Annotated in this window: 23 protein-coding genes and 2 tRNA genes; 16 read left to right on the top strand and 9 right to left on the bottom strand. The window is 63.7% G+C overall.

From position 1 onward, the window contains the following. The first annotated feature begins 35 nt into the window (after positions 1 to 35). The 4 genes from B047_RS0107610 (at position 36) to metG (ending at position 3,945) form a co-directional block, all read left to right on the top strand. On the top strand, positions 36 to 524 hold the full coding sequence (locus tag B047_RS0107610; protein WP_018466364.1) for an adenosine diphosphatase: 489 nt from the start codon (positions 36 to 38) through the stop codon (positions 522 to 524). A gap of 74 nt (positions 525 to 598) precedes the next feature. Further along, positions 599 to 1,069 (top strand): thioredoxin-dependent thiol peroxidase, encoded by a 471-nt coding sequence (bcp, locus tag B047_RS0107605; RefSeq protein WP_018466363.1) that lies wholly within the window; start codon positions 599 to 601, stop codon positions 1,067 to 1,069. Between the two features lie 44 nt (positions 1,070 to 1,113). Beyond that, complete coding sequence (gene rpiA / locus B047_RS0107600) at positions 1,114 to 1,791, top strand: ribose-5-phosphate isomerase RpiA (RefSeq protein WP_026234699.1); 678 nt, start codon at positions 1,114 to 1,116, stop codon at positions 1,789 to 1,791. A gap of 201 nt (positions 1,792 to 1,992) precedes the next feature. After that, on the top strand, positions 1,993 to 3,945 hold the full coding sequence (metG, locus tag B047_RS0107595) for a methionine--tRNA ligase (RefSeq protein WP_018466361.1): 1,953 nt from the start codon (positions 1,993 to 1,995) through the stop codon (positions 3,943 to 3,945). Between the two features lie 35 nt (positions 3,946 to 3,980). Here metG and B047_RS17900 read toward each other — a convergent pair whose 3' ends face one another. Then, on the bottom strand, positions 3,981 to 4,130 hold the full coding sequence (locus B047_RS17900) for a hypothetical protein (protein WP_018466360.1): 150 nt from the start codon (positions 4,128 to 4,130) through the stop codon (positions 3,981 to 3,983). An 86-nt stretch (positions 4,131 to 4,216) separates the two neighbouring features. Beyond that, a complete protein-coding gene (locus B047_RS16500) occupies positions 4,217 to 4,714 on the bottom strand; it encodes a TlpA family protein disulfide reductase (RefSeq protein ID WP_018466359.1) in 498 nt (165 codons plus the stop codon). A 116-nt stretch (positions 4,715 to 4,830) separates the two neighbouring features. Between B047_RS16500 and B047_RS16495 the strand changes: the two genes are divergently transcribed. The 6 genes from B047_RS16495 to B047_RS0107555 all read left to right on the top strand — a co-directional run bounded on the left by B047_RS16495 (position 4,831) and on the right by B047_RS0107555 (position 9,023). Beyond that, a complete protein-coding gene (locus B047_RS16495) occupies positions 4,831 to 5,175 on the top strand; it encodes a rhodanese-like domain-containing protein (protein ID WP_018466358.1) in 345 nt (114 codons plus the stop codon). After that, the gene (locus B047_RS0107575) at positions 5,172 to 6,116 is read left to right on the top strand and encodes a nitrilase-related carbon-nitrogen hydrolase (RefSeq protein WP_018466357.1); all 945 of its coding nucleotides are present in this window, start codon (positions 5,172 to 5,174) and stop codon (positions 6,114 to 6,116) included. The genes B047_RS16495 and B047_RS0107575 overlap by 4 nt, the downstream gene beginning before the upstream one ends. A 48-nt stretch (positions 6,117 to 6,164) precedes the next feature. After that, positions 6,165 to 6,656: a hypothetical protein gene (locus tag B047_RS0107570; protein ID WP_157205842.1), complete on the top strand. Its 492-nt coding sequence runs from the start codon at positions 6,165 to 6,167 to the stop codon at positions 6,654 to 6,656. An 84-nt stretch (positions 6,657 to 6,740) separates the two neighbouring features. Beyond that, a complete protein-coding gene (speD, locus tag B047_RS0107565) occupies positions 6,741 to 7,133 on the top strand; it encodes an S-adenosylmethionine decarboxylase (RefSeq protein WP_018466355.1) in 393 nt (130 codons plus the stop codon). 179 nt (positions 7,134 to 7,312) lie between these two features. Beyond that, positions 7,313 to 8,260, top strand: a complete 948-nt coding sequence (speE, locus tag B047_RS0107560) for a polyamine aminopropyltransferase (RefSeq protein ID WP_026234698.1) — start codon at positions 7,313 to 7,315, stop codon at positions 8,258 to 8,260. A gap of 40 nt (positions 8,261 to 8,300) precedes the next feature. Beyond that, complete coding sequence (locus B047_RS0107555; protein WP_018466353.1) at positions 8,301 to 9,023, top strand: DsbA family protein; 723 nt, start codon at positions 8,301 to 8,303, stop codon at positions 9,021 to 9,023. Positions 9,024 to 9,071: 48 nt separating this feature from the next. Here B047_RS0107555 and clpX read toward each other — a convergent pair whose 3' ends face one another. From clpX to B047_RS0107530, 5 genes are all read right to left on the bottom strand, one after another. Beyond that, complete coding sequence (clpX, locus tag B047_RS0107550) at positions 9,072 to 10,268, bottom strand: ATP-dependent Clp protease ATP-binding subunit ClpX (protein WP_026234697.1); 1,197 nt, start codon at positions 10,266 to 10,268, stop codon at positions 9,072 to 9,074. Further along, complete coding sequence (locus tag B047_RS0107545) at positions 10,255 to 10,845, bottom strand: ATP-dependent Clp protease proteolytic subunit (protein WP_018466351.1); 591 nt, start codon at positions 10,843 to 10,845, stop codon at positions 10,255 to 10,257. The genes clpX and B047_RS0107545 overlap by 14 nt, the downstream gene beginning before the upstream one ends. 132 nt (positions 10,846 to 10,977) lie before the next feature. After that, positions 10,978 to 12,192, bottom strand: a complete 1,215-nt coding sequence (tig, locus tag B047_RS0107540; protein WP_018466350.1) for a trigger factor — start codon at positions 12,190 to 12,192, stop codon at positions 10,978 to 10,980. Positions 12,193 to 12,330: 138 nt separating this feature from the next. Next, positions 12,331 to 12,415, bottom strand: a tRNA-Leu gene (locus tag B047_RS0107535). Between the two features lie 70 nt (positions 12,416 to 12,485). Next, a tRNA-His gene (locus tag B047_RS0107530) sits at positions 12,486 to 12,562 on the bottom strand. Between the two features lie 141 nt (positions 12,563 to 12,703). Here B047_RS0107530 and B047_RS0107525 point away from each other — a divergent pair. The 3 genes from B047_RS0107525 (at position 12,704) to B047_RS0107515 (ending at position 14,758) form a co-directional block, all read left to right on the top strand. After that, entirely contained in the window at positions 12,704 to 13,309 is a 606-nt protein-coding gene (locus B047_RS0107525; RefSeq protein WP_018466349.1) for a TetR/AcrR family transcriptional regulator, read from the top strand. 87 nt (positions 13,310 to 13,396) lie between these two features. Beyond that, on the top strand, positions 13,397 to 13,981 hold the full coding sequence (locus B047_RS0107520) for a hypothetical protein (RefSeq protein ID WP_018466348.1): 585 nt from the start codon (positions 13,397 to 13,399) through the stop codon (positions 13,979 to 13,981). A 90-nt stretch (positions 13,982 to 14,071) separates the two neighbouring features. After that, the gene (locus tag B047_RS0107515) at positions 14,072 to 14,758 is read left to right on the top strand and encodes a Crp/Fnr family transcriptional regulator (protein WP_018466347.1); all 687 of its coding nucleotides are present in this window, start codon (positions 14,072 to 14,074) and stop codon (positions 14,756 to 14,758) included. Between the two features lie 42 nt (positions 14,759 to 14,800). Here B047_RS0107515 and B047_RS0107510 read toward each other — a convergent pair whose 3' ends face one another. Then, positions 14,801 to 15,250, bottom strand: a complete 450-nt coding sequence (locus B047_RS0107510; protein WP_018466346.1) for a cytochrome P460 family protein — start codon at positions 15,248 to 15,250, stop codon at positions 14,801 to 14,803. An 83-nt stretch (positions 15,251 to 15,333) separates the two neighbouring features. Here B047_RS0107510 and B047_RS0107505 point away from each other — a divergent pair, with 83 nt between their 5' ends. The 3 genes from B047_RS0107505 (at position 15,334) to B047_RS0107495 (ending at position 18,474) form a co-directional block, all read left to right on the top strand. Further along, positions 15,334 to 16,458, top strand: a complete 1,125-nt coding sequence (locus B047_RS0107505; RefSeq protein WP_026234695.1) for an NAD(P)/FAD-dependent oxidoreductase — start codon at positions 15,334 to 15,336, stop codon at positions 16,456 to 16,458. 102 nt (positions 16,459 to 16,560) lie between these two features. Further along, positions 16,561 to 17,289, top strand: a complete 729-nt coding sequence (locus B047_RS0107500) for an ATP-binding cassette domain-containing protein (RefSeq protein WP_026234694.1) — start codon at positions 16,561 to 16,563, stop codon at positions 17,287 to 17,289. Between the two features lie 3 nt (positions 17,290 to 17,292). After that, positions 17,293 to 18,474: an ABC transporter permease gene (locus B047_RS0107495; protein ID WP_018466343.1), complete on the top strand. Its 1,182-nt coding sequence runs from the start codon at positions 17,293 to 17,295 to the stop codon at positions 18,472 to 18,474. A 31-nt stretch (positions 18,475 to 18,505) separates the two neighbouring features. Here B047_RS0107495 and mqnC read toward each other — a convergent pair whose 3' ends face one another. Continuing rightward, entirely contained in the window at positions 18,506 to 19,645 is a 1,140-nt protein-coding gene (gene mqnC, locus B047_RS0107490) for a cyclic dehypoxanthinyl futalosine synthase (RefSeq protein ID WP_018466342.1), read from the bottom strand. Positions 19,646 to 19,834 lie beyond the last annotated feature (189 nt).

The raw sequence follows: 19,834 nt of genomic DNA, 5'->3' as shown, positions 1-19,834 counted from the left end.
GCCCGTAGCTCTTCAGCCTCGTATGGGAGGTGGGTATGGAACTACAAGTGGTGCAGCTCGAGAAGCCGGAAAACCTCAACGTCATCTTGGGGCAGAGCCATTTCATCAAGACCGTCGAGGACTTGCACGAGGCGCTGGTGACCGCCGTACCGGGGATCAAGTTCGGCCTGGCCTTTTGCGAGGCCAGCGGTAAACGCCTCGTCCGCAGGACTGGGACTGCGCCCGAGTTGGTCGAACTGGCCGTACGCAACGCACGGAACATCGGCGCGGGTCACAGCTTCCTGATCGTGCTGGGTGAGGGCTTCTTTCCCATCAACGTGTTGCACGCGGTAAAGGCCTGCCCCGAAGTGGTGCGCATCTTCGCGGCCACGGCTAACCCTTTGAGCGTGGTCGTCGCACAAGAGGGTGAGCAGCGAGGCATTCTCGGCGTGATGGATGGTTTCCTGCCGCTAGGGGTTGAGGGTGAGGAGGATGTCGCCTGGCGCAAGGACCTGTTGCGGCGCTTTGGGTACAAGGTGGGATAAAGCCCCTCGCGGCCCACGGCGTTCATTTGAGTCCCTGGCAACAGTGAGCTTCTGTCCAGTAGGCTGTTGGCGTTATGGTCAGCGTAGGCAAAATCGCACCATCGTTCGCCCTCCCCGATCAAGAGGGCAAGGTTCACAGGCTTTCGGATTACCAGGGCAAGTGGGTGGTGCTTTACTTCTACCCCAAGGACGATACCCCCGGTTGCACCAAAGAGGCCTGCTCTTTCCGCGACGAGAAGGGGCGGCTGGAGCAGATGGGCGCGGTGGTGCTGGGAGTCTCTGCCGACGATACGGCCAGCCACAGTAAGTTCGCCGGCAAGTACGGCCTCAACTTCCCGCTGTTGGCCGACCCCAGTACCGAGGTCATCAAGGCCTACGGGGCTTGGGGCAAGAAAAACCTGTACGGCCAGGAATACGAGGGTATCCTGCGCCAGACCTTCCTGATCGACCCCACTGGCCACATCGCGAAGGTTTGGGAGAAGGTCAGGGCCGAGGACCACGCCCTCGAGGTGGCCCAGGCTCTGCAAGAGCTTCAGCAGGCCTGAGGGGCGGTATTGTGTAGGGGCGTATTCCCCACGCCCCCTTGCTTATGACTACTCCTGAAATCTACAAACGTGAAGCCGGGATCGAGGCCGTACGCTACGTGCAGTCGGGGATGGTGGTGGGGCTGGGTACGGGCTCTACCGCGAAGTATGCCGTGCTCGAGATCGGACGCCGGCTGCGGGAGGGTGAGATCAGCGACATACGGGGTATTCCTACCTCGGAAGCTACAGCTCGGCTGGCCGTGGAGCAGGGCATTCCGCTGATGGAACTCGACGAGTACGGGGTGGACCTGGCCATCGACGGAGCCGACGAAATCGCTCCAGACCTCTCGCTCATCAAGGGCTTGGGTGGGGCGCTGTTGCGGGAGAAGATCGTCGAGGTGGCCGCGCGGCAGTTCATCGTGATCGCCGACTCGAGCAAGCTGGTCGGCCAGCTTGGGCGGGGCGCGGTGCCCATCGAGGTAGTTCCCTTTGGTTACAAGAGCACCCTCAGGCATCTGCGCGAGCTGGGCGAGCCTGCGCTGCGCTTGAAGGAGGGTCAGCCATACCACAGCGACGGGGGCAACCTCATCGCCGACACCTTCTTTGGCCCCATCGATGACCCCGGCGCTTTGCAGGAGAAGCTCAAGCGCATTCCCGGCGTGGTCGAGACGGGCTTGTTCGTGGGGATGGCGAGCTTGGCAGTGGTGGCCGACTCCCAGGGGATCCGCACCCTCAGGCGCTGAATCCAGCTTGCCAGGGGTGGCCGGCTGAGCTACCATGACCTCATGAACGGCTTCTTCACCCGGCGAATGGTGGGGGTGCCCCGGCGGTAGCTGAGGTTTGAGGCTATCGGCGGGGCGCGTGTATGATGCGCCCCGGTTTTTTGTGCCGACTCGAGCGAGGCTTGCCCTCCGAGCTGGCGACCCTTCGGAGGAGGGATGAGAATGAGCAAGGTTTTTTACGTGACCACCGCGATTGACTACGCCAACGCGACTCCCCACATCGGCCACGTCTACGAGAAGATCCTGGCCGATTTCCTGGCCCGTTGGCACCGGCTGGACGGCTACCAAACCTACTTCCTCACCGGGACCGACGAGCACGGCGAGAAGATCGCCAGAGCAGCGGCCAAGGCTGGAAAGAGCCCCAAGGAGTTCGTCGATGAGCTCTCAGAAGGGGCCTTTCGCGCCCTCTACGACCGCCTGGGCATCAGCTACGACGACTTCATCCGCACCACCCAGGAGCGCCACAAGCGCTATGTGCAGCAGGTTTTGCAGAAGGTCTACGACGCGGGCGACATCTATTACGCCGAGTACGAGGGGCTCTACTCGGTGGGCTCCGAGCGCTTTGTGACCGAAAAGGAGCTGGTAGACGGGATTTTCCCCGGCGACTCCGAGCCACCGGTGCTGCGCCGGGAGGCCAACTACTTCTTCCGCATGGAGAAGTACCGTCCCTGGCTGCTGGAGCACCTGCAGAACAACCCCGACTTCATCCAGCCCACCGGCTATCGCAACGAGGTGCTCGAGATGCTCAAGGAACCCATCGGCGACCTCTCCATCTCGAGGCCGAAGGAGCGCGTGCCCTGGGGCATCCCCATCCCCTGGGACGAGAACCACGTCACCTACGTGTGGTTTGACGCGCTCTTGAACTACGTCTCGGCCCTGGTGGCCGAGGGGCGCTACGAGCCCTTCTGGAAGCACGCCTGGCACGTCATCGGCAAGGATATCCTCAAGCCCCACGCGGTCTTCTGGCCTACCATGCTCAAGGCCGCCGGGCTGCCGCTGTACGAAAAGCTCGTGGTCCACGGGCACATCCTGGCTCTTGACGGACGCAAGATGGGCAAGAGCCTGGGCAACGCCATCGACCCCGCCGAGATGCTCGAGAAATACGGGATAGACGCCCTGCACTACGCCCTTTTGCGCGATACCACCCTGGCCGCCGACAGTCCCTTTGGCGAGCCGGTGATCGTCTCGCGGCTCAACTCCGACCTGGCCAACGACCTAGGCAACCTGCTCTCGAGGGTGCGCACCATGCTGCTGAAGTACTGCGGCGGGGTGCTGCCCCAGCCTTCTCCTGGCGATTCACCCATCGCCCGCGAGGGGGTGAGCCTGGCTGCACGGGTGCGTCCCTTGGTGCGCGAACTGCGCTTCAACTTGGCCCTGGAGGAAGTGCTGCAGTACGTGCGCAACCTCAACAAATACGTCAACGACCACAAGCCCTGGGAACTCGCCCGCGACGAGGCCAAGCGCAAGACCCTCGAGGACGTGCTCTATACCGTGGTCGAAGGCTTGCGCATCGCTTCGGTGCTGCTCGAGGCGGCCATCCCCAACAAGGCCAAGGAACTGCGCCGGGCGCTGGGGCTGGGCGACTACGGCGTGGCCGATACCGAAGTCTGGGGGCTTTCGCCTGCTGGCACCCGGATTCCCGAGGAGGCCCCTATCCTGTTCCCCAAGCTCGAGGCTGCACCACAGGACGCTGGACGCAAGGCACAAAACGCCAAGGATAAATCCGCTGCGAGGCCTGAGCTTTCGGTTCAACCACAAGCTGCCAGCGGTGACCCCAAATTGGCTAACGGCCCCATCTCCATCGAGGACTTTGCCCGCATCGAGTTGCGCGTGGCCGAGGTGGTCGCCTGCGAAAAGCACCCCCAAGCCGACAAGCTGCTGATCCTCCGGCTCAACGTGGGCGACCACACCCGTCAGGTGGTCTCGGGCATCGCCCAGTGGTACAAGCCTGAGGACCTGATCGGGCGCAAGCTGATCCTGGTGGCCAACCTCAAGCCGGCCAAGCTGCGCGGCGTGGAGTCACAGGGCATGATTTTGGCCGGGGAAGACGAGGCTGGCAACGTGGTCGTGGTCACGCCCGAAAAAGACCTTCCGCCAGGGGCCAGGGTGCGCTGATAGTACTGTTGCTGTCGTCGGCAACTTCAGGCAGCTCAGAGCAATTCGCGCGGTAGATCGCTGTTGGCCTGGTCGGACTCACCCTGGCTCCGGCGCGAGCGGAGCAGGAAGGGTACGGCCATGAATGCCAGCAACATCAGACCGATGAGCACTTGTGTCCCGAAATCCGCGAGCAGCGCTAGCATCGACTCTCAGGCCTCCCTGGCTATAGCGTACGGGAGAAAGTTGCTTGCGGGTTGTGTAAGTCTCTTAATCTGACCTTGAACCAAGTCTATAGCAGCGATAAGTAACCCAGAAGCTGCTCCTTATTGAGCTCGCCGACGTGCTTGGCAACCAGCTTCCCTGCGGCGTCGAAGAAGTAGGTGGTGGGCAGGCCTTGTGCTCCCCAGCGCTGGATCACTCCGCTGTTGGGGTCGAAATAGGCTTCGGGCATGTCCAGCCGGGCTTCCTCGAGGTAAGCCCGCACGGCTTCGGGCCCCTCTCCTTGGTTGAGGAAGACAAACCTGATCTCGCGGTGTGCCTTGGCCTGCTCGAGCAGCATGGGGAGTTCGCGGCGGCAGGGGCCGCACCACGTGGCCCAGGCGTTGACCACTACCGGCTGGCCCCTGAAGCGGGCGAGGTCGAAGCGCTCGCCGCTGAAGTTCTGCACCTCGCCCTCGAGGCGCACCCCGCCTTCTCGATTGGGGTTGCGCAGGAATAGCCCCAGCCCCAAAGCCAGCAGAACCGCCGCCGCGGCAGACCACTGAATCCAATTGCGCGTCGTGCTCATCGTTCCCAATCTAAGCCCAAAGCCTCAGAATGGAAGTAGCCAAACTGACATCCCGCCGTGAGCGGCTGCAAACCCCTTCACCTCCTCGCAGCAGGGTTTGCCCCTATACTCGGGCCATGAGCGAGCTTCAGCTTCCCGAGGTCGGTCCCCAGGAGGCCCAGCAGATGATTGAGCGCGGTGCCGTGCTGATCGACGTGCGTGAGCGCGACGAATACGCCCAGTCCCGCATCCCCGGCGCCAGGCTGATCCCCCTTTCGGAGTTCGCCACCCGCTTCGTGGAGATTCCTAAGGATGTACCCGTGGTCATGCAGTGCCGCAGCGGCAGACGCAGCGCCCAGGCTACCGCGTTCCTGCTGGCGCAGGGCTACCGTGAAGTGGTGAACCTGCGCGGGGGCATCCTGGCTTGGGGTGAGCAGGGCCTTCCGGTAGACGTCACGCCCAAAGACCCCTCCACGCTGTGAAAAGCGTTCACCTGATCGCCGTCCAGAGCGAGTTGCGCCTCGAGCACTACCGCGAGCGAGAGGCCTTTGAGGCGCGGGTTCTGGAGCTGTGTGCGAGGGCAGTGGAGGGCTTGCCCGAGGGCGAGCCTCGCATCATCGCCTTTCCCGAGGCTTTTGCCTTGCCGCTGGTGTTTTGGCTCGAGACCCCCGAGCAGGTTGTGCGTTCAGGTAGCGCGCTTGAAGCGGGGCTGAGGCTGCTGCGCCTGCGCTGGCGGGAAGCCCTGGGAACTGCCACCCTTTCGCCTTCGGCACTCTTCCACCTGCGTGCGCTGGAGGTGTGGCCGCTGTGGGAGAGAGCCTTTGCCCGCGCCGCGCGCCAGAGCGCTGCCTATGTGATTGCGGGGTCGTTGTTCAGCCCTCTGGTGGATTGGGAACCGGCCCGCGGATACCATCGCAAAAGTCGGAGGGTTTACAACCTCAGCCTCGTCTTCAACCCCCAGGGCACGTTGCTGGCTCGAGTTCCCAAGATCAACCTCACCATGGATGAGCGGCGGAGCTTTCTGCAAGGAGGAAGCTGGGGCGATCAGGTGATCCACACCCGGCTGGGCCGCATAGCCAACCTGATCTGTCTGGACGCCTTTCACGAGCACCTCATCGAGCGCTGTGACGCTGCGGGGGCCTGGCTGGTGGTCCAGCCCTCGGCCAATGCGGCTCGCTGGGAAGGTCCCTGGAGTGCCGACCCCGCTCGCCTCGAGGGACAGGTCTGGCTGCGCGAGGGGCTGGCCAGGAAATTGGAAGGCCGGGAAAACCTGCGCTACGGCATCAATCCCATGCTGAACGGAAGGCTTTACAACTTTCGCTTCGAAGGTCGCAGCGGGGTCTATGCTCCTGGGCAGGTCCTGGCCCTAGCCGACCTGCCCACCGGCGACGCCATCGTGCGCAGCAGGGTGGAGCCGCCTTGAGGAAAAAAGTCCCTTCCCAAGTGGCTACCCAGACGGCACAATCGAAGAATGGCGGTAGCCAGAAGGTCGGTAGCCCAATTGGCCGTCGCGGGCTTTTCCCTCTTGCCCTTCGGCCTGCAACTGCTGGGTTGGGTGCGCACTCCACTGGGGGGCGGGTGGTGCGGAGCCCTGAGCGGGGGCTACCTGGACGTGTTTTCGGCCCAGGTCTGGTATTCGCAGCTGCTCATCGGCGGGTTGGCCCTGCAGGTGGCCTATGCCTTTTTGTGGCTGGTGCTGCTCAACATTTCCGGCACGCGGGGGCAACTCGAGCCGCTCGAGCGGAGCCTGTACACAGCCGGGATCGGTCTGAACTCCATCCTCCTGACGCTGTTTTTGATGACCCGGCTGACCGGCTTGCCCTTGCCCAGCAGCCTGGGTGTGCTGTGGGGTGAGGCCGCGCCGCTCGATCCCCTGAGCGTTTTGATGGCATTGAGCAGCGCTGCTCTGGTGATCTTGCTCATGGGCCTGCGTGGGAGTGGGTCCGGCAGCCTCAAAGCCTAGCCACCCTTCTGCGTAAACTCAACGGTCACTGGCGTCATTTGACAAGCTCGGCGCGGGATGACTTAATAATCCCTCGTGGCAGACATGGCTGTTTCGGGTGGCCGCTGGGTAGCCGAGATCTACGGCTGCAACCTCGAGGTGCTGGAAAACCCACGCCTGGTTGAAAGTGCGCTCAAGGACGCGGTGATCAAGCTGGGTGCACCGGTAGCAAGCGTGCAGAGCGTGGTGTACAAGTTCTACCCCCAGGGGCTCTCGGCAGCCGTGGTCAGCCCGGTGGGTGCGGTGATGATCCACACCTGGCCCGAGGACGATGCCTCGGCGGCGCTAGACCTGTACTTCTACCAGCCCGATGCCGAGCCCGACAGCGTTCTGCGTGGCCTGGCGCGGGCTTTCGGCGCGCGCGAGGAGTCGGCCTTCCGGCTGTGGCGCACGGTTGAGGGACACGATATTCGTCGCCGGGCGATGAAGCCGCAATGAAGGTCGCATGTTGCACGTCTTGCGCCTAAATTAAATACCCCACGAGAAGCTTCCCAGCACACACGGTCCCACGCTTTCCGTGAGGGCCCCGGATGAAGGAAAATCAGTAAGCGGGCACTGTAGCCCAGCGTCTTTGATCTTCTGCAGACGTAACACACAATACGTACGGAGGTTATCGCATGGAATACGGGATGTACTTCCTCGAACAGGTCACCCCTTACGAGGCCATCTCCAGGCGTATGGAGAAGGTGCTGGCCTCGGGGCGTACCCGTTTTCAGGACTACTTCATCTTCGAAACCCCGGCTTTTGGCAAGGTGCTCGTCCTTGATAAGGACGTGCAGAGTGCCGAGCGCGATGAGTACATCTACCACGAAACCCTGGTGCATCCGGCCATGCTCTCGCACCCTGCGCCCGAGTCGGTGTTCATCGTGGGTGGGGGAGAGGGTGCGACGCTGCGCGAGGTGCTGCGTCATCCCAGCGTCAAACGGGCAGTGATGTGCGACATCGACGACCAGCTCGTGGAGATGGCTAAGGAACTGCTTCCCGAGTGGCACCAGGGCGCCTTCGACGACCCGCGGGCCCAGGTGATCACCCAGGATGCCAGGGCCTGGCTCGAGACCCACCCCGACAGCTACGACGTGATCATCGTCGATCTCAACGACCCCATCGGCGAAGACAACCCAGCCCGCATGCTCTTCACCGTGGAGTTTTACGAGCTGATTAAGCGGCGGCTCAACCCCGGCGGGGTGATGGCCATGCAGGCGGGCATGATCCTGCTCACCCACCACAAGGTGCACCCGGTGATTCACCGCACCGTGCGCGAAGTGTTCCGCCATACCCGTAGTTACCGCAACTACATCCCCGAGTTCTTCCTCGACTTCGGCTTCATCCTCGCCTCGGATGGTGTGGACCCGGTGGCCTTCTCGGAAGGAATCCTCGAGACCCGCATCCGCGAGCGCAACCTGCCGTTGCGCCACCTCACCGCCCCCTTCATCGAGGCCATGTTCGTGCTGCCCAAAGACCTCCAGGAGGCCATTCAGGCTGAGCAGATGGTCTCGACGGACGCCCTACCCATATACTTCACCGACGAGGGTGAGGCCCGGCAAGCACCTTACCGCTCTGAATGAGCGGGACAGGCCTCACCTCGCAACGAGTAGACTGATGAGTATGCAAAGGACGCTCTTCATCGTCGTCGCGGCGGTTGCGGTATTGCTGGCTATTGGCCTTTTCGGGGCCCTGCGCTCGCGCGGGACTGCCGCCGCACCAGCTGGCGTCGACCCAACGGAGCTGGTCGCGGGAGCCCGCTTCATCCTCGGTTCCGCCGAGGCCAAGGTTACGGTGGTAGACTTCTCCAACTACCTCTGCCCCCACTGCCGCGACCACGCGCTCGAGGTCTTCCCGCTGATCCAACGGGACTACATCGACACCGGCAAGGTGCGCTACGTCTTCCGCGACTTCCCCTTTGGCGCGCCCAACAACCCCCAACCGCCCGTGGTCAGGGCTGGGGAAGCGGCGGCCTGTGCTGCCGATGCCACCATCGACAAGTACGTGACCTATCACGAGGCCCTGTTCCGGGCCCAGCAGCAGTGGGGTGGGCTGCCCGAGCCCTCGCTGACACGCTACCTCGTGGACCTGGCAGGCCAGATTGGCTTGGCCCCTGCCAGCTTTGAGAACTGCCTCAACAGCGGCCAAAAGCGCGCCGGTGTGCTGGCCGACCGTGCACTGGCCGATAAGCTCAGGCTGTCGGGCACACCGACATTTTTCATCAATGCAACCCAGGTCAGCGGCACGATGGCCTACGACGACTGGAAAACGGCCCTGGACGAGGCCCTCGAGGGCAAAACCCCCACCATCCCCGAGCGCAACCGGCCTACCAGCAGCTCGCAATAGGAAATAGGATCATCGATACGTAGGGGCGGGCCTCTGGGCCCGCCCGTTTTACGACGCCTGCCGCAGCCGGGCCTCCTCGAGCGCCGAGAGCGGCTTGTCGAGGTGGATGATGTCGATGACGAGCTCGCGCACGCTGGCGCTGGGGGCTTCGAACATAAGGTCCGTCATGGCTTTTTCCACGATGGCCCGCAGCCCCCGCGCCCCGGTGCCGCGCTTGAGTGCCCGCCGAGCGATCTCGCGCAGCGCACTGGGGGTGAAGCGCAACTCGATGCCCTCCATGCGCATGAGTTCTTGGTACTGCCGCACCAGGGCGTTCTTGGGCTCGGTGAGGATGCGCACCAGGGCGTCCTCGTCGAGGGCCTCGAGCTGCACCACCACCGGAACCCGCCCAACGAACTCGGGGATCAGACCGAAGCGCACCAGGTCCTCGGGGATGACCTCGAGGCTCTCCTCCTTGGGCAGGGCCTTGGTGAAGCCGATGGGGTGCTGATCGGTGCGGGCCTTCACGATGTGCTCGAGGCCGTCGAAAGCGCCTCCCAGGATAAACAGGATGTTCTTGGTGTTGACCTGGATGAACTCCTGGTGGGGATGCTTGCGCCCACCCTGGGGAGGCACGTTACACAGCGTCCCCTCGACGATCTTCAGCAAGGCCTGCTGCACACCCTCACCGGAGACGTCACGGGTGAGACTGGGGTGCTCCGACTTGCGGGCGATCTTGTCCACCTCGTCAATGTAGACGATTCCGCGCTCGGCGGCTTGTATGTCGAAGTCGGCGGCTTGCAGCAGGCGCAGGATCACGTTTTCCACGTCTTCGCCCACGTAGCCTGCCTCGGTCAGGGTGGTGGCGTCGGCGATGGCGAAGGGTACGTCCAGCATGCGGGCCAGCGTCTCGGCCAGCAGGGTCTTGCCGGTGCCGGTGGGCCCGATCAGCAACACGTTGGATTTTTGCACCTCGGCTTCGGGATGCAGCAGGCGCTTGTAGTGGTTGTAAACGGCTACGGCCAGGGTTTTCTTGGCGTGGTCCTGGCCGATGACGTACTGGTCGAGGAAGCTCTTGATCTCGAGGGGCTTGGGCAGATGGCTGGGCCCCTGGAAGCCCTGTTTGGACTGCTGATCCAACAGGCTCCAAGCCCGCTCCACGCACTCGTTGCAGATGTAGACCTCGCCCATGGGGGATTCGACGAGGTTGTCCACCTCGGGCGGGCGACGCCCACAGAAGCTACAGGTGGGCCTATTGCGCCTCACTGGACACCACCTGATCTACTAGGCCGTAAAGCTGCGCCTCGGTCGCGGTCATCCAGAAGTCCCGATCGGTGTCGCGTTCGATCTTCTCGGCAGGCTGCTTGGTGTGTTTGGCCAGGATGTTGTTGATGAGCTGCTTATTTTTGAGGATCTGCTCGGCGTAGATGGCGATGTCGCTGGCCTGCCCGCCGATGCCGCCGGACACCCAGGGCTGGTGGATCATCACCTTGGCGTGGGGCAGGGCGAAGCGGCGGCCGGGAGTCCCCGCCGCCAGCAGCACCGCACCGAAGGAGGCGGCCATGCCCAAGCAGATGGTAGACACCGGCGCCTTGACGAACTGCATGGTGTCGTATAGGGCCAGTCCTGCCGTCACCTCGCCGCCCGGAGAGTTGATGTAGAGCTTGATCTCCTGAGAGGGGTTCTGCGCGTCGAGGAAGAGCATCTGCGCGATGACGACGTTGGCGACCTGAGCGTCGATGGGGGTGCCCAGGAAGATGATGCGATCTTTTAGCAGACGGGAGTAGATGTCGTAAACGCGTTCACCCCGCGCGGTTTGTTCGATGACGTAAGGGACTACCATACCGGCCCTATTGTAATGGGCGCATGGTCTTCGAGGGGACGCTGGAGCACTTTTTTCGCTTGGAGGCTGAGGCTGTGCCCCAGCAAACAAAAAAGCCGGGATAACTCCCGGCTTTACGATCGGAGGTTGACTTCAAGCTCCGATGCGCTCGAGCGCTTCCATCACGGCTTTGTCGTGCAGGCGCTGGATGCGCAGACGGGCCAGGGTTTCCTCGCCCAGCTCCTGCTGGAGGGCGTTGGGGTTGGTGCGATAGGCACGGGCCAGCTCTACAACGTAGTTTGCCCACTCCTCATCGGTGAACACCGTGCCTAAGTCCTCGGCCAGCTTTTCCCTGGCCAGCGCTCGGCGAATCGAGCGCGTGGCGTCGCTGCGGAGTTTGGCTTTGAACTCCTCGAGCTTTCCCTGCTTCTCGAGGTCTTGCAGGTAGGTGCCGAGGTCGAGCTTCTGGGCCTGGAGCTCCTCGGCGAGGTGTTGCAGCAGGTGCTGCTCCTCCCGCGAGAGCATGGTGGGCGGGATTTCCACCTCCATGCCCTCGGCCAGTTTATCTACGAACTCGTTGGCCTTTCGGTTGCGCGCCTCGCGGTCGGCCTGCGCTTGCAGGCTCTCGCGCACCTTGGTGGTGAGGGTGGCCAGGTCGTCCTCGCCCACGGTCTTGGCGAACTCGTCGTCGAGTTCGGGCAGTTGCAGGGTCTTGACCTCGGTGATCTTGGTCTTGATCTCGCGCACCACCTTCTCGCCATCCTTAACCGGCACCATCACCTCTTCACCGGCACTGTGACCCATGAGGGCCTCACGCACGTGCTCGAGGGCGTTTTCCATGCTCACGGGGAAGCGGCTGCCGTCCTCGGTTTCGATGAAGACCTGGTCGTGGGCCTCGATGGGGCGTTCGACGGTGACCAGCTCACCGTAGCGCTGGCGCAGCTCGTCGAGGGCTTTGGCGACCATCTCCTCGGTGACCTCGGGCTTCTGGGTCTCGAGGTTGAAGGCGGTCCAGTCGGGTAGCTTGGCTTCGGGGTAGTTCTCCACCTCGAGCACGAAAGTGTAAGGGGCTCCCTCTTTGAGCTCCTCTTCGAGCAGGCGGGCGCCCACGGGGGTGAGCTCGAGTTCTCGCACGGCCTTGGGGAAGAAGTCGTCCCGCAGGCGCTCCTTGGTTTCTTCCAGCAGCGCTTCACGGCCCAGTCGGGCCTCGACGACCTTGGCCGGGGCCTTGCCGGGACGGAAACCGGGGAAGCGGTAACGGTTGGCGTACTCCCGCACCACCGAGTCGTAGGCCCTCTGCACCTCTCCTGCCGGGACTTCGACCTTCATTTTGACCATGAAGCCATTGCGCTCGAGAATCTCTGCCACTTTGACACCTCTTGTATGCGCCAGCCTGGCGCGCGGCCAGACTTCGCTTGTCTGGCGTCACCAAGCCACCAGTTTACCCGCTGCCGGGCTCTTTGCCTAGCTTTGGATGCCGCTTTATGGAGTAAGGTTAGTTGGCTGTGGTGCGAGGAGCGGGACTTGAACCCGCACACCTTGCGGTACTGGATCCTAAGTCCAGCGCGTCTACCAATTCCGCCATCCTCGCACGGCCTGGGCAGGATCTGGCCCATGGACAGGATACCACCCCTTGCGGGGTGGTATCTCGCCGGGATTTTTGGGGTGAGTGATGGGACTTGAACCCACGACCCCCGGTTCCACAGACCGGTGCTCTAACCGGCTGAGCTACACTCACCACACTGCGATTTGGACCCCTCAAGGCCACAAAACAGCAACCGTCATTGTATGCAGGGCTAGCCGCAGCGTCAAGCTTTAAGGCGGGTAAGACGCCGCAGCCCTACGGGAGGGCGGGTATACTAACTACTGTTAGTTCGCTATGAGCCGGCGCAGCGAAATTCTCGATAGGGCTGGGGAGCTCTTCAGTACCCGTGGCTTTCACGCCACCTCCATGCGAGACTTGGCCGAGGCGGTGGGCTTGCAGGGCGGCAGCTTGTACGCCCACATCGCTTCGAAGGAGGATCTGCTGTTCGAGATCGTTAACAAGGCCGCCGATGCCTTCTTGCGCCAGGCCGAATCGGTGCCGCGAGACCTCGCGCCCGAGGCCCGGCTGCGGGCGCTGGTGCGGGGCCACCTCGAGGTCATCGTGCACGAGTTGCCCAGGGCCAAGGTCTTCTTCGACGAGTGGCGCTTTCTCTCCGAGGATTACCAGCGGCGCATCAAAGAGCGGCGCGATGCCTACGAGGCATATTTCCGCGAAACCATCGCCACGGGCATAGCCCAGGGCCTGTTCCCCCCGCAGGACGCGAGGTTGGCCAGCCTGTTCGTGCTCTCGGCGCTGAACTGGGTCTACCAGTGGTATCACCCCAACGGGCCGTTGGGTCTCGAGGCCCTGAGCGAGCAGTACGCCAACCTCATCCTGGCGGCGCTGCGCAACGTCCGACCGGAGCCCGTCGCCCGCTCCACGGGAGGGAATGGCCGCTGATCCACCCGAGCCGTGGCCACATGTGTCAGGGCGGCCTGTCGTAGCGTCGTAGGATAAGGGGAGCCTAAATTGGCTAAGGAGGGATGCATGAAGTGGAATTGGTTTCTAGGCGGTGCGGTGGTAGCGATTTTGGCAGGCTGTGGGCTGGTTCCGCCGATCCCCTTGAGCGACCCGCTGCAACTCAACGGGAAGTCGGTGACGCTCTCCCTGACCGGGGGCGCGCTGAGCAGCCAGTCGGCCATGTCGGGCAGCGTGAATGTCTCGGTGGAGGACGTTCTGAGCGGCGTGAGCATCCCCTTCACCCCCGGCTCCTTCAAGGCCTGCTACGACTTCACGGTGACAGGTGACGCGCCCTCGAGTGCGCCGATGAGCCTCAAGCTGACCAACATCAAGATGAACCTGACCCTCCAGGATGCTTCGAATGGCTCGACGACCATCCAGGCTACCGCCAGCGAGGTGACCCTGAGCGTCTCGGGTGGGAAATACACCGGCGACGGCAAGAATCTCTGCGGCGATTTCGCCGACGTGGGCAAGGTTGTTGCCATTCTGAGCAGCCCTCCCGCGTCCAACACCCTCACCGGCACCTTCAGCCTCGACACTGACGCCACCCTGCCCCCGGGCACCACCCTGACCATCACTTTTGAGAACGGCCAGGGCGAGATCAAGCTCTGAGCGCAAGGCTTCTGGTGTGGATGCCCCTGGGGCATCCACACTTTTGCGTCGGGGTGGCTGCTCGAGGTGGCTTGGGCGTACAGTAGGCATATGGACTACCTGCAACAGCCCGGGTTCATGGAGCGCCTTAGCGAGCACGAGCGTACCCGCCTGGGCCAGATCTGCCCGCCCAAGACCTATCGCAGGAGCGAGCACCTCTTTCGGGTCGGTGACCGCTGCGACGCACTAACCATCGTGATTCGTGGACAGATCAAGCTTACCCGGCTCACCCCTTTGGGCCAGGAGCGCATCATCTTCATCGCGGGGGAGGGGGACTTGCTGGGCACCAACTTTCTCGATCCCAAGGCGCGTTTTCACTCGGATGGGGTCTGCTTGGGTGAGGTAGTGATCTGCCCGGTCAGCCGTGACCACATCGAGCACGTGGCCCTCGAGCTCCCCAACGTGCCCTTGCGGCTGGCCGAGGTCCTGTCCGAGCGGCTTAGCCACCTCGAGGACCAGCTCGAGCTCTCCAGCGCTCCGGTCTTGTTGCGCCTGGGACAGGCGCTGCTATGGCTGTGCACGCGCTTTGGCCGCGAGGTGGAGGAGGGCTGGTGGGAACTGAGCCTCGAGCTGCGCCAGGAAGATCTGGCCGCCTTGTGCGGGAGTACGCGGGTGACCGTGACCCACAGCCTGGGCTTCCTGCGCGAACAGGGGCTCGTGGAGGGGACCAGGGGCTCGTACCGGATCCGGCGGAGGGCTTTGGAGCGTTACCTCGAGATCACCCCCTGGCAGGATTGAGCCAGGAGCACCGCGAGGTACCCCTGGCCTGAAGGGCTTGGGTCAGCGCTTGGCTACTTGGGTATATACCCAATCGCTGGCCTTGGCCTCCTGGTGGCAGCCTACGCACATGGCGGGGTTGGCGAGGACGCCGCCTTTGAAGCCATTGCCTTCGCGCTCGAAGACGCTCCATTCCCAATCGCCTTCCCTGGCGCTCTTCTTCTCCATCACGTAAAGGGTGGTGACGGTGAGCGTGTCAGGGTCCATGCGCTCCTTGACGAAGATGACACCGGCGGCGAGGGGCACTCTATACTTGCCATCGGCTGTCAACAACCTATCGAGGCCAATATTGACGTAGACGTCCTTGGCTGCCGGGTGGGCCCCTGCCGACGTGACCTTGCCGATATTGACCCGTACCCAGCCATGATAGCCTTGAAGTTTGTCGGGCAGTCCTGCGACTTTGGCCAGCACCATCCCTGTTGCCAATACCAGCAGAAGCGTCCAGAATTTCATCTTCCCACCTCCGCCTTCAACGCTACCCAGGCGATGAAGGCTGCTGTGTATTCCACTTAACCCGGATAGAATGGCTGGGTCAGATGAGCACGACAGCGGACGTGATGGTGGTAGGAGCTGGGATCATCGGTGCGGCCTGCGCCTACCGGTTGGCCGAGCGTGGCCTTCGGGTGCGGCTGCTCGAGGCCGCCGCGGCTGCGGCGATGGGTTCTACAGGCAAGAGTGCTGCTGGGGTGCGGGTGCAGTTTACCGAGGCCGCCAACGTGCTGCTCTCGTGGCACTCCATCCGGGAATACCGCCAGATGCCCGAGGCCGCTTACCGCCCAATCGGCTACTTGCTGCTGGTTCCCCAAGAGGACTGGGCCGACCACCTGCGGGGTGTCGAGTTGCAGCGGGGGCTGGGGGTGCCCGTCGAGGTGTACAGCCTCGAGGCCGCCCAGCAATGGTTTTCCTTTGAAGCAAGGGGCCTAGCAGGGGCCACCTTCGGTCCAGCCGACGGGGTGGTCGATCCCCACGGCATCTGCATGGAATACCTGCACCGGGCCAGGGGCCTAGGGGCCGAGCTGCACCTCGAGACCGAACTGCTTCGGGCCGAGCGACGGGGCGGGGTGTGGCGGTTGGACACCAGCCGAGGAGCCTTCGAGGCCCCGCTGATCCTCAACGCTGCCGGGGCCTGGGCCGGCGAGGTGGGCAGGCGGGCCGGGCTGGACATTCCCGTACAGCCCTCCCGCCGAATGGTCTTCGCCACCGCACCCCTTTCCCAGCCGCTTTCTGCCCCCCTAACCATCGACCTCTCGAGCGGGTTCTACTTCCGCCCCGAGGGCGAGCGCCTGATCTTTGGCAAGAGCAACCCCGCCGACGTGGGTTTCACCGAGGGGATGGACTGGAGTTGGCTCGAGCCTACCCTGGAAGCCGGAATGCTGCGTTTTCCTTGGCTCGAGCGGCTGGCCCTGGACCGGAAGGCGAGCTGGTGGGGTTACTACGAGGTCACGCCCGATCACAACCCCATCCTGGGTTGGATGCCGGGGGTGGAGGGCTGGGTCAACGCCTGCGGCTTCTCCGGTCATGGGGTGCAGCAAGCGGCTGCCGTTGGGCGCCTGATGGCCGAGGAGATCGTAGAGGGGAGGGCCCACTTCATCGATATAGACGCCCTGCGCTACGAGCGCTTCTCTCGCGCAGCGAAAGTGCTCGAGCGCCATATAGTCTGAAGCATCCTGCCCATGGTTCTGGCGTTTTTCTCACGGGCCTAGCAGTCTCGAGGGGGCAAGGGAATTTCGAAAGGGAGACAACCCTGGAGAGGGCTTATGGAAATGGTTCGGGCCACGGGACTGAGCAAGCGCTATAAAAACTTCAAGGCTGTACAGGAGCTGAGCTTTAGGCTCCACCAGGGCGAGGTCTACGGTTTGCTGGGCCCCAATGGAGCCGGGAAGACCACTACCTTGCGCATGCTGGCAACCTTGCTAGCCCCCAGCGGCGGCAGCGCCACGGTCGCAGGTTACGACATCTGCAAGCAGCCGCTCGAGGTGCGCCGCAACTTGGGCATCGTCAACGGGGGAATGCAGGTCTACGAGCGCCTGAGGGGCCGGGAGGTGCTGGAGTTCTTCGCGGGCTTCTACGGCCTGGAGGGCCGGCTGTTGCGCGAACGGCTAGAGTGGGTGACGGAGTTGCTCGAGATGGACGGCCTGCTGGACAAGCTGGTGCGGGAGATGTCCAGCGGCATGCGGCAGAAGGTGGTGATCGCCCGCGCGATCCTCCACCAGCCGCCGGTGCTGCTCCTCGACGAGGCTACCGCCGGGCTTGACGTCTTCGCCAGACGGGCTGTGCTCGAGTTCGTCAAGCAGTACCGCTCGCTGGGCAAGAGCCTGATCTACTCCACCCACGTCATGAGCGAGGCCGAGGAAGTCTGCGACCGGGTGGGCTTCCTCTACGAAGGGAGGCTGGTCTACGAGGGAGCAGTAGGGGAAGCCATGGCCTATGGCGGGGGTAGCCTCGAGCGCTCCTTCATCCGCCGCCTGGAGGAAGAAGCACTTCGGAGGTGAGCCGTGAGCAACGTGAGGCGTATTTTTCGCAAGGAAATGCTCTCGGTGCTGCGCGAGCGCCGGGTGCTCTTCAGCACCCTGGTACTTCCCATCCTCTTGATGCCGCTGCTGATGTATGGTCCCAGCCTGTTGCTGGGTAACGCCGCGAGAAAGACGGTGGAGGAGGTGCAGAAGGTGGGGGTGCGCAACCTGCCCGAAGCGGCCCTCGAGGCCCTGCGGGCTGCCCGGCTCGAGCCGGTCCCCGCCGCTGACCCAGCCGCGGAGGTAGAGGAGAAGAAGTTACAGGCTGGGGTGGTTTACGAGGGCAGCGACTACATTATCTACGGTCGGCTCTCCGGGGGTGTGACCCAGAGCAGCGTGGTGGTGAATAAGGTCGAGGGGGCCCTGCGGGCGCTCAAGGAGCAGGAGGTGGCCCGCACCCTGCAGAGCCGGGGCATCTCGCCCGCGGTGCTCGAGCCCTTCCGAATCACCACCCAGGACGCTTCGCCCAAGCAGGAGCGCTCGGCAGGGCTCTTCGCCTTCTTCATCCCCTATTTCCTGGTGCTGTTCATCCTCATCGGCGGGCAGGTGGTGGCCATCGATACCACGGCGGGGGAGAAGGAGAAGGGAACGCTCGAGGCCCTGCTGGCGACCCCGGCTCCCCTCTCGCAGGTGGTGCTGGGCAAGGCCCTGGCCACGCTGGTGGTGGCGCTGGCGGCGGCGCTGGCCTCGGTGGCGGGCATCGTGCTGGGCGGGACGGTGGTGCGCGGCTTCTTCACGCGGCAGCTCGAGGCCATGCAGGGCGGGGGTACCCAGCTCGGCGGGGCGCTCGCGCTCGAGCCCGCCGGCTACCTTGCCCTGCTCGTCACCGCCGTCCTCTTCGCGGCCATGATGGTCTCGGTGCAGCTCACGCTGGGCCTGTACGCCCGCAGCTTCAAAGAGGCCCAGAGCTACATGGCTCCCCTCCAGTTCGTCTTCATCCTCCCGCTCATCGCCCTACAGTTCTCCGACTTCCTCACCCAGCAGCAGTGGTACTACCTCCTGCCGGCCTTCAACGTCATGCTGCTGCTCGACGGCCTCGTCAAGGGCTCGGCCCAGGGTTGGCAGATCGGCCTGACCTGGGCCACCACGCTGGTCTTCGCGGTGCTGGCGCTCGGGCTGGCGGTGCGCAACTTTCGGCGCGAGGACGTGGTATTCCGGAATTAACTGGCTTGCTTTCAGTGTTGAGCGTCCAGGGTCAGGCCATCGGTAGCGGCTCGAGGTCGCGCTCGCTCAGCACGGCCTCCACGTCGGGGTAGCGCAGGATGTTGTAGTAGGGGTCGCGCTCGGCGGGGGTGAAGCCCGCATCGGCGATGTGGCGCACGATCTGGCGCACGGTGGCGTGGGTGCGGTTGTGGCCTGCGGCCACACTGACCACGTTTTCCTCGAGCATGGTGCTTCCGAAGTCGTTGGCGCCGTAGTAGAGCGCGGCCTGGGCGACCTTGAAGCCCATGCTGGGCCAGCTCGCTTGCAGGTTGGGGATGTTATTAAGGGCCAGGCGGGCCACGGCGAGCTGCTGGAGGTACTCGTGGGCGCTGGCGCCGGGGGCTTTGCCCTTGAGGCGGGTATTCTCGGTTTGTAGCGTCCACATGGCGAAGGCGGCGTAGCCGTTGTGGTAGTCGCGGAGGGCCTTCTCCTGCTGGGCGCGGATCTTGATGAGGTGCTCGGCGCGCTGGGCGTAGGTCTCACCGAAGCCGATGACCATGGTGGCGATGGTGTAGAGCCCCAGGCGCTGGGCCGCGTCCTGGATGCGGAACCAGTCCTCGGCCTTGATGCGGGCGGGCGCGGCCTTGGCCCGCACCTCGTCTACCAGGATCTCGCCGCCGGCCCCGGGCAACCCGTCGAGCCCGGCTTCCTTGAGCTCGGCCAGCAGCTCGGGGGCTTTGCGCCCGGTGATCTTCTCGAGCCCCAAGATCTCCTCGGGGCTGAAGGCGTCGATGCGCACTTCGGGGTAGTGGCCCTTGAGGTAGCGCAGCAGCTCGAGGTACCAGCTGTAGGGCAGCTTGGGGTTGACCCCGCCCTGCATCAAGATGCGCCGCCCGCCGATGCCCATGAGCTCTTCGACCTTGCGCCCGATCTCCTCGAAGCTCAGTACGTAGGCGTCCTTTTGCCGGTCGGTGCGGTAGAAGGCGCAGAAGTTGCAGGCCACGTTGCAGATGTTGGTGTAGTTGATGTTGCGGTCGATGAGGTAAGTGACCACCTCCGGCCTCGCCCGGTGCATTCGGGCCTCGTGGGCCGCTGCCGCCAGCTCGGGCAGAGGGACGTGGTATAGCGTTTCGATTTCCTGGGCACTGAGGGCTTCGCCCTCGACGGCACGTTTGAGAAGCCGGTCGTTCACGCTCTCACTCCTTCAAAACGCGGAAGAATAACCCACTTAGGCCGCCTCATATCCCCTCAATGTTACAGCCGGGACTGGTGAAAAAAGTACCGCTTGCAAGCAAGCCGCCTCGAGGCTACCTTGGAATTGCCTGCCAAGGAGGGAAGCATGTCCGGGAGCAGCCCTCTGGAACTGCTTGAGGAACTCGAG

The sequence above is a fragment of the Calidithermus timidus DSM 17022 genome (assembly GCF_000373205.1).
GTDB lineage: Bacteria > Deinococcota > Deinococci > Deinococcales > Thermaceae > Calidithermus > Calidithermus timidus.
Note: the sequence above shows the minus strand (reverse complement) of the source record. Positions and strands in the feature narration are given on the sequence as shown.

Coding starts and splice junctions, on each gene's coding strand:
- B047_RS16495 (WP_018466358.1), top strand. CDS start 4,831: ATGAGCGAGCTTCAGCTTCCCGAGGTCGGTCCCCAGGAGGCCCAGCAG.
- B047_RS0107510 (WP_018466346.1), bottom strand. CDS start 15,250: ATGAAATTCTGGACGCTTCTGCTGGTATTGGCAACAGGGATGGTGCTG.
- speD (WP_018466355.1), top strand. CDS start 6,741: ATGGCTGTTTCGGGTGGCCGCTGGGTAGCCGAGATCTACGGCTGCAAC.
- B047_RS0107500 (WP_026234694.1), top strand. CDS start 16,561: ATGGTTCGGGCCACGGGACTGAGCAAGCGCTATAAAAACTTCAAGGCT.
- bcp (WP_018466363.1), top strand. CDS start 599: ATGGTCAGCGTAGGCAAAATCGCACCATCGTTCGCCCTCCCCGATCAA.
- B047_RS0107555 (WP_018466353.1), top strand. CDS start 8,301: ATGCAAAGGACGCTCTTCATCGTCGTCGCGGCGGTTGCGGTATTGCTG.
- B047_RS0107505 (WP_026234695.1), top strand. CDS start 15,334: ATGAGCACGACAGCGGACGTGATGGTGGTAGGAGCTGGGATCATCGGT.
- B047_RS0107545 (WP_018466351.1), bottom strand. CDS start 10,845: ATGGTAGTCCCTTACGTCATCGAACAAACCGCGCGGGGTGAACGCGTT.
- rpiA (WP_026234699.1), top strand. CDS start 1,114: ATGACTACTCCTGAAATCTACAAACGTGAAGCCGGGATCGAGGCCGTA.
- B047_RS0107520 (WP_018466348.1), top strand. CDS start 13,397: ATGAAGTGGAATTGGTTTCTAGGCGGTGCGGTGGTAGCGATTTTGGCA.
- B047_RS17900 (WP_018466360.1), bottom strand. CDS start 4,130: ATGCTAGCGCTGCTCGCGGATTTCGGGACACAAGTGCTCATCGGTCTG.
- metG (WP_018466361.1), top strand. CDS start 1,993: ATGAGCAAGGTTTTTTACGTGACCACCGCGATTGACTACGCCAACGCG.
- speE (WP_026234698.1), top strand. CDS start 7,313: ATGGAATACGGGATGTACTTCCTCGAACAGGTCACCCCTTACGAGGCC.
- B047_RS0107515 (WP_018466347.1), top strand. CDS start 14,072: ATGGACTACCTGCAACAGCCCGGGTTCATGGAGCGCCTTAGCGAGCAC.
- B047_RS0107610 (WP_018466364.1), top strand. CDS start 36: ATGGAACTACAAGTGGTGCAGCTCGAGAAGCCGGAAAACCTCAACGTC.
- B047_RS16500 (WP_018466359.1), bottom strand. CDS start 4,714: ATGAGCACGACGCGCAATTGGATTCAGTGGTCTGCCGCGGCGGCGGTT.
- B047_RS0107525 (WP_018466349.1), top strand. CDS start 12,704: ATGAGCCGGCGCAGCGAAATTCTCGATAGGGCTGGGGAGCTCTTCAGT.
- B047_RS0107570 (WP_157205842.1), top strand. CDS start 6,165: ATGGCGGTAGCCAGAAGGTCGGTAGCCCAATTGGCCGTCGCGGGCTTT.